Raw genomic sequence first — 7571 nt, 5'->3', positions numbered from 1 at the left:
GGACTCGAAGACCATCGTCGCCATCAACAAAGATCCTGAAGCGCCGATCTTCTCCGTGGCCGACTACGGCATCGTGGGCGATCTGTTCGACATCGTGCCTGAACTGGTCAAAGAACTGGGTTAATCCACACGTTTAGTACCGAGGCCACGCGGGTAAGGCATTGCGCCGCCGCGTGGCCTTTTTCTTGGAGAGAAGAAGATGAGCTATCAAGCCCCCCTGAAAGACATGCTGTTCGTGATGAACGAACTGGCCAACCTGCAAGGCGTGAGCCAGCTGCCCGGCTGCGAGGACGCCAGCCCGGAAACGGCGGAAGCCGTGCTGGAAGAAAGCGCGAAATTCGTCGCGGGCGAAATCGCGCCGCTGAACCACGCCGGCGACAAGGAGCCGAGCTACTGGAAGGACGGCAACGTCTTCACCTCCAAGGGTTTCAAGGAAGCGTTCAAGCAGTTCGCCGAGGCGGGCTGGCAAGGCCTGCAGCATCCGGCCGACTTCGGCGGCCAGGGCCTGCCCAAGCTGGTCGGCACGCCATGCGTGGAGATGCTGCACGGCGCCAACCTGGCGTTCGCGCTGGTGGCGCTGCTGTCGGACGGCGCCATCGAAGCGCTGCTGACCGCAGGCAGCGACGAAATGAAGGCGACCTATCTGGAGCCGCTGGTGACCGGCAAATGGACCGGCACCATGAACCTGACCGAACCGCAAGCTGGTTCCGACCTGGCCGCGGTGCGCACCCGCGCCGTGCCGCAGGACGACGGCACCTACAAGATTTTCGGCACCAAGATTTTCATCACCTACGGCGAGCACGACATGGCCGAGAACATCATCCACCTGGTGCTGGCGCGCACGCCGAACGCGCCGGAAGGGGTGAAGGGCATCTCGCTGTTCATCGTGCCCAAGTTCATGGTCAACGCCGACGGCTCGCTGGGCGCGCGCAACGACGCGCATTGCGTGTCGATCGAGCACAAGCTGGGCATCAAGGCCAGCCCCACCGCCGTGCTGCAGTTCGGCGACAACGGCGGCGCCATCGGCACCCTGGTGGGCGAGGAGAACCGCGGCCTGGAATACATGTTCATCATGATGAACGCGGCCCGCTTCGGCGTAGGCATGCAGGGCATCGGCCTGTCCGAGAACGCCTACCAGCAGGCCGTGGCCTTCGCCAAGGACCGCGTGCAGTCGCGCGACCTGGCCGGTTCGGCGGGCCCGGTGGCTATCATCCACCATCCGGACGTGCGCCGCCTGCTGATGAATATGCGCTCGCAGACCGAGGCGGCGCGCGCGCTGGCCTACGTCGGCGCCGCGCTGTACGACGCGGCGCACCACCATGCCGACGCGGCCACCCGCGCCGAGAACCAGGCCGTGTACGAATACCTGGTGCCGATCATCAAGGGTTGGTCCACCGAGCTGTCGCAGGACGTGGCGCGCGACGGCGTGCAGGTGCACGGCGGCATGGGTTTCATCGAGGAAACCGGCGCGGCGCAGCACTACCGCGACGCCAAGATCCTGACGATCTACGAAGGCACGACCGCCATCCAGGCCAATGACCTGGTGGGCCGCAAGACCGTGCGCGACGGCGGCAAGGTGGCCAAGGGCCTGATCGCGCAAGTGCGCGCCACGGAAGCGGAACTGGCCAAGCTGGACGGCGCTGACTTCGCGGCCATCCGCAAGCACCTGGCGCAAGGCGCGGCCGACCTGGAAGCGGTGGTCGAGTACGTGGCCGGCAATATGAAGACCGACATCAAGGCCGTGTTCGCCGGCAGCGTGACCTATCTGAAGCTGGCCGGCATCGTGCTGGGCGGCTGGCAGATGGCGCGCGCCGCCGTGATCTCCCGGCAGAAGCTGGACGCCGGCGACAGCGACGCCAGCTTCTACCGCGCCAAGATCGTCACCGCGCGCTTCTTCGCCGACCACTTCCTGACGCAATCGTCCGGCATGCGCACCGCCATCATCGACGGCAGCGCCGGCGTGCTGGCGCTGAGCGAAGACCAGTTCTAAGCCGCGCCCCGCGCAGGTCGAGCGCACTCCGCGGGACGGACTTCAAGGCAGCTTTGGCTGCCTTTTTTTCACCCTGCTTGAGCCAGCCCAAACATCCCGCGCATGGCGGCCGTGGCCGTGGCGCGCCGGGACCACACTGTGCCGATGCGCACCGACCCCGACACCGGCTACCCCTGGTCAAGCAGCGCAGGCTGGGGCGGAACGCCAAGCTGCCTGCGGTGCTGCCCATCGTGTTGTATGGCGGCGCGCGGCCCTGGCGCGCCAGCAGGTCGCTGTCGGGCCTGGTGCTGGCGCCACCGGAAGGCCTGGACTTGCTGCAGCCAGAGCAGCGGTATCTGCTGATCGACCGGGATCGCAGTGCCGTGTGCACCGCCGGGCGCAACCTGGTGGCGGCCTTGTTTGGCCTGCTCCATACCCGCTCGCGCCAGGCTTGCGCGCACGTGGTTAACCGGCTCACGGAGTGGATTTTGGAAGAGCGGAATCAGCTGCTGCGCGACAGCCTGTCGGGCTGGATTTCACGCGCGATGCAGCATAAGCTGGGAACAAAGCATCGTGCGGCGCGCAGGGAGGCGGCCATGAAAACGGCAGTGGTGGAGGATAAAGAGTTCGACTCGTGGGAAGAGTGTTTGTATGACTTGCTGGTCAATGGCAAGGAGCTGTTGCGCGACGATGCCAGGAAGCTGTGGATCTCGAAAGGGCTGGAGGAAGGCCGGGCGCAAGGATTGGAGATAGGCAGGGAACAAGGCAGGGCTGAAGGCCGGGAAGAAGGCCGGGAGGAGGGCCGGCGGCAAGTTGCCAGGGATTTGCTGCGGCGCTTGCTGGTTCGCCGGGCAGCGGCGGTCGCGCCTGAGTGGGCGCGGCGTATCGACGAGGCCGGGCAAACCGAGCTGGAGCGTTGGATCGAGCGCCTGTCCGATGGCGCGGTGCCATCGGACCTGTTCGGAGCGCCGGAAGCCAATGGTTGAGACGGGATGCCGGACGTGGGTAGAATAGGGCTCAACTCAAGGAGCCGGTCCCATGGAATTTTCCACGCTTGCGCTGTTTGTCCCGGCCTGCTTCGCGCTGAACATGGCGCCCGGGCCGAACAACCTGCTATCCATCAGCAACGCCACGCGCTACGGCTTCGGCCAGGCTTGCACCGCCGGGGCGGGGCGCTTGCTGGCGTTTGGCGTCATGATCGCGCTCGCTTCGGCCGGGCTGGCGGCGGTGCTGCACACGTCGGAGCTGCTGTTCTACGGCATCAAGACGGTGGGCGCGGCGTATCTGTTCTACCTGGCGTTTCAGCTGTGGCGCGCGGCGCGCGGCGCGGAAGCCGGGCCGGCCGCGCCGGCCGCAGGACTGATGCAGCTGGCGCGGCAGGAGTTCCTGGTGGCGGCCGGCAATCCCAAAGCCATCCTGATCTTCACGGCGTTCCTGCCGCAGTTCGTCGATCCGGCGCAGCCCATGGCGGCGCAGTTCACCGTGCTGGGCGCCTTGTTCCTGGCGCTGGAAATGGCGGCCATTGCCATCTATGCTTGGATGGGCACGCGGCTGCGGCGCTGGTTCGCGCAGCCGCGCGGCAAGCGCATCTTCAACCGCAGCTGCGCTGCCCTGCTGGCCAGCGCGGGACTGGGCTTGCTGCTGTCGCGCCGCGCCTAGGCGCGCTGCCGAGACCGGGCGAACGTTGATCAATACTTCAATTCCTCCGGCACGTTGTAGCTGAAGCTCTTGGTGTCGAACATCAGTTTCCAGTTCTTCGCTTCCACCGCCGCGCCGTTCATCATGCCGCTCAAGGTGACCGTGAACGGCACCGGCACGCTGCCGTTGACGGTCGCGGTGCGGTAGCTCCAGCGCCGCTTCTCGCAGCGCAGCGGTTCTTCGTATTCCGGTTCGGTCACGCTGTCGTCCGTGGCCGCGGCGGCGCTCTGCTCGGCCTGGTAGGCGTCGTAGCGGGCCTGGGCGCCCGCGCAGCCGTCTTCCGGCGCGTGCTCGGCAGCCGCCAGGAACTCGGCCAGCGTGGCGATCTGGGTGCCGTTCGGCGCCAGCACTACGTTGTGCGTCACCGCCCGCACCGCGCGCGGATCTTCGCCGTCGCGCGTCTTGACCACCCAGCCCCACAGATTGTCGCTCAGCGCCTCGAAGCGCACGTCCTCCGGCTGCACCGCGCGCGTGCCGGCATGCATGGCCGGGCTGCTGATCTCGGACAGGCCGCCGTCGGCCAGGTCGGGGCGGATGTAGAACACGCCGTAGACGGCGGCCTGGTCGCCTTCGGTGACCGAGGCGCCGCTCGCGATGAAATACAGCTCGTCGCCGTCGGCGCCGTCCTGCAGGCGCGCCTGCTGCACCACCCGCATCAGATAGGTGCGGTTGTCCTCGCCGACGTAGAGCCAGCCTTTCTTGGTGGGGGAGTATTTGCCGTAGTTGCTGGACATGACGCTGTCGATGACAGCCGCCTCGTCGATGACGATGCGCGCTTTCGGGGCCGGCGCCTTGAGCATGGCGTAGGCCACGATGCCCAGGAACAGCAGGCCGCAGGCGGCCAGCAGATAGAGCAGCACGCTGATCCAGCGCTTGCGGCGTGGCCGCGCGGCGGCAGGCGAGGCCGCAGAGGCGGCCGCAGGAGCGGCGGGCGAGTGGACCGGGGCGGGCCGGGCGGCCTCGGGTTCTTTCAGGTCTTCCATGATTACCTTGTCTTGTGGAAATTATCAAATCGTACACAAGACAAGGAATTCCCGGCGCTCGCTTGCGCGCCGGGCGGTGCCGGGCGGCTTAGCGGCGTACGATGGTGCCGTTGGCGCTCTTGACCAGGTCGCCGTTCGCGTAGCCTGGGTCTTTGTCGAAGCTGAACTCGCCCTGGGTGCCGTTGTCGTACTGGACTTTGACATTCCATACCTTGGTCGATTTGACGTGCTCTTCGACCTTGTTGCCGGCGTAGGCGCCACCGGCCGCGCCGGCGAAGGTGGCCAGCTTGCGGCCGCCGCCGCTGCCCACCTGGTTGCCCAGCAGGGCGCCGGCCACGCCGCCGGCGATCACGCCGACCGCGCTGCCTTCGCCTTTTTTATCCACCACGTTGACCGCGATCACGCGGCCGCAGTCGTTGCAGGCGGCCGGCTTGGCGCTGGCGTTTTTCAGGTCGGCCTTGGCTGCTGCCAGCGCCTTGTTGTACTCGGCCTTGGCGTCGCGCTGGCACTGCATGCGGGCGCCGGAGTTGCTCTCTTCGGCGCACAGTTTCTTGTCTTCCGCATAACGGGCGGCCGCCTGCTTGGTGTCGGCCGCGTACTGCGCCTTGGTGTAGCTCTGGGCCGACGCGGTGCTGGCCATGCCGGCCAGGATCAGGGACAGCGCGATGGCGCGCAGAGTGGTGCGGACATTCATTTTGGTTCTCCGGTGACTGGGTTATTTCTCCAGTATAACCGGTGAAAATGGCTTTACAGCAATTGTGCAATCGTATCGTGCTCGACGGCATTGCGGCCGTTCTGCTTGGCGCGGTACAGCGCGGCGTCGGCGCGGGCCACCAGGCTGGACAGGCTTTCGTCCGGACCCAGCGCGGCCACGCCGAAGGAGCAGGTCTTGCGGCCCACCTCCGGGAACTCGGCGGCGGCGATGCGCAGGCGCAGCATCTCGGCCAGCGCGCCCGCGCCTAGCAGTTCGGTCTGCGGGCAAATCACCATGAATTCCTCGCCGCCCCAGCGGCCCACGCTGTCGATGCTGCGCGCGCCGCTGCGCAGGATGGCCGCCACCGCCGCCAGCACGCGGTCGCCGGCGGGGTGGCCGTAGCTGTCGTTGGTCTGCTTGAAGTGGTCGATGTCGAGCAGGATCACGGCCAGCCCGCCGCCGTAGCGGTGCACGCGCTCCACCTCATAGCCCAGCACCTCGTCCAGCTTGCGCCGGTTGTGCAGGCCGGTCAGCATGTCGGTGCTGGCCACGCGCTGCAGTTCGCGGGTGCGCTCGGCCACCTGCGATTCCAGCGTGCGGTTCATTTCCTTCAGTTCAGCGTACAGCGCGGCATTCTCGGCCACCGACTTGCGCAGGGTGCCGGCCATCTGGTTCAGCTTGTCGGTCAGCTGGTGCAGCTCGTGTTTGCCCTTGTCCTTCAGCACGAAATGGCGGTCGCCGATGTTGTCGATATTGAGCTGGCCCACGAAGTCGCTCATCTGCCGCAGCGGCTGGCCCAGCGTGCGCTTGATCACGTACAGGAAGATGAACCACAGCGCCAGCGTCTTGATGACGGAGTTCACCAGGATCAGGAAGAAGCCGTAGGCCACCTGGCGCACCACCACCTGCTGGCTGGAGTACACGGTCCAGCGGCCCACCGGGTGGCGCTCGCCGGCCTCGTCCACGTAGACGGCGGCGAAGCTGCGGCTGAACATGCGGTCGAACAGCATGCCCGGCGCCGGCGCGGCCATCAGTGCGCCGTCCGGGCCCGCTTCCAGGCGCTTGCCGGCGCCGTCGTTGACGGTGCCGATGGCGCGCAGCAGCTTGCCCTGCTCGTCCTCGACCTTGACGCCGATGACGATGGGCAGCGCTTTTACGCCGGTGACGATGCTGCCCAGCACTTCGCCGTTGAAGCGCCACAGCGCGCCGGTGATGCCGGGGCCGAAGGTGTGCTCCATGGCGCCGATTTCCTCGTCCAGGCGCTGCTGCGTGTGGCGGTATTCGGCGGCCAGCTGCACGCAGGTGACCACCAGCGTGACGATGAAGTAGCAGCCGAAGATGATGCGCAGCAGGCGCGCCGCCAGGTTGCTCTTCATTCGGATTTGAGGATCTGGGTGGGATAGATGGCGCGGATGATGCGCAGCGATTCCTCGTCCGACCAGCGCTCGACGATGGCGCGGTAGCGCGCGGTGTTGCGCTGCGCGTGCAGCACCGCGTTGACCTTGGCGACCACCTGCTTGCCCCATTCGGTGCGCGGGCACATCACGCGGTTCACCGTGGGGTCGGCGTGCTCGCGGATGGTGAGCGCGGCCAGTTCGCCGTCGCGGCCCAGCTGGCGCGCCGAGTAGGTGCTGATAATGGGCAGTTCCAGCAGATAGTCCAGGCGCCGCGCCAGCAGCATCTGCAGCGCCTCGTTGAACTCCGAGTGGTACTGGCGGTTGGGGTGCTGTTCGAGCAGCGCGTTGATCTGCGGCGAGAACGAGCGCCCGCGCAGATAGCTGGTGCGCACGCCGTCGCGCGCCATCAGTTCGGCCAGCGAAATGCTGCCGCCGGGACCGGCAGCGCCGCTGAACTCGGCCAGCCGGTCGCGCCGCACCACCACTTTAAAGGGCAGGAACACCGCCACCGGGGCTGAAAAGTAGGCCAGCGCCTCGCGCTCCGGGTTCTTCACGCCGCCCACGAAGCACCACGGGTTGCCATTCCTGATTTCCTGGAAGATGCGCGGGAAGGGCGCTTGCACGTCCTTGTGCTCGTAGCCCGGCATCTCGTCCTTGAGCAAGCCCCGGATCTGGTCGAAGATGCCGTTGCCCTTGTCCGGCCCCTCGGCAATCATATAGGGTGCGGCGTTGAACCAGCCCCAGTTCAGGCGCTCGGTGGCGTGGGCCTGGGTGGTGACGGCGGCGGCAAGCGCGCAGCACAGCAGGGCGGAAAGGCGGAACGTCATCTG

General features: G+C 66.8%; 7 protein-coding genes and 1 pseudogene. 4 read left to right on the top strand and 4 right to left on the bottom strand.

The window, feature by feature from the left end; translation table 11 throughout:
• From ASD15_RS32730 to ASD15_RS31430, 4 genes and pseudogenes are all read left to right on the top strand, one after another.
• Positions 1-124: pseudogene (locus tag ASD15_RS32730) on the top strand (electron transfer flavoprotein subunit alpha/FixB family protein); the annotation flags it as partial.
• Positions 125-199: 75 nt separating this feature from the next.
• The gene (locus ASD15_RS31440) at positions 200-1990 is read left to right on the top strand and encodes an acyl-CoA dehydrogenase (protein WP_057158993.1); all 1791 of its coding nucleotides are present in this window, start codon (positions 200-202) and stop codon (positions 1988-1990) included.
• A gap of 53 nt (positions 1991-2043) precedes the next feature.
• Entirely contained in the window at positions 2044-2955 is a 912-nt protein-coding gene (locus ASD15_RS31435; protein WP_307188310.1) for an Rpn family recombination-promoting nuclease/putative transposase, read from the top strand.
• A gap of 52 nt (positions 2956-3007) precedes the next feature.
• Entirely contained in the window at positions 3008-3628 is a 621-nt protein-coding gene (locus tag ASD15_RS31430) for a LysE family translocator (RefSeq protein WP_057158991.1), read from the top strand.
• A 29-nt stretch (positions 3629-3657) separates the two neighbouring features.
• Here ASD15_RS31430 and ASD15_RS31425 read toward each other — a convergent pair whose 3' ends face one another.
• The 4 genes from ASD15_RS31425 to ASD15_RS31410 all read right to left on the bottom strand — a co-directional run bounded on the left by ASD15_RS31425 (position 3658) and on the right by ASD15_RS31410 (position 7568).
• On the bottom strand, positions 3658-4650 hold the full coding sequence (locus ASD15_RS31425) for a hypothetical protein (RefSeq protein ID WP_057158990.1): 993 nt from the start codon (positions 4648-4650) through the stop codon (positions 3658-3660).
• 88 nt (positions 4651-4738) lie between these two features.
• The gene (locus tag ASD15_RS31420; RefSeq protein ID WP_057158989.1) at positions 4739-5344 is read right to left on the bottom strand and encodes a glycine zipper 2TM domain-containing protein; all 606 of its coding nucleotides are present in this window, start codon (positions 5342-5344) and stop codon (positions 4739-4741) included.
• Between the two features lie 53 nt (positions 5345-5397).
• The gene (locus ASD15_RS31415; protein ID WP_157201215.1) at positions 5398-6720 is read right to left on the bottom strand and encodes a GGDEF domain-containing protein; all 1323 of its coding nucleotides are present in this window, start codon (positions 6718-6720) and stop codon (positions 5398-5400) included.
• Entirely contained in the window at positions 6717-7568 is an 852-nt protein-coding gene (locus ASD15_RS31410; protein ID WP_057158988.1) for a TIGR02285 family protein, read from the bottom strand. The genes ASD15_RS31415 and ASD15_RS31410 overlap by 4 nt, the downstream gene beginning before the upstream one ends.
• Positions 7569-7571 lie beyond the last annotated feature (3 nt).

It is taken from the genome of Massilia sp. Root351, from assembly GCF_001425045.1.
Lineage (GTDB): Bacteria > Pseudomonadota > Gammaproteobacteria > Burkholderiales > Burkholderiaceae_D > Rugamonas.
This window is presented reverse-complemented; position numbering and strand designations above follow the sequence as displayed.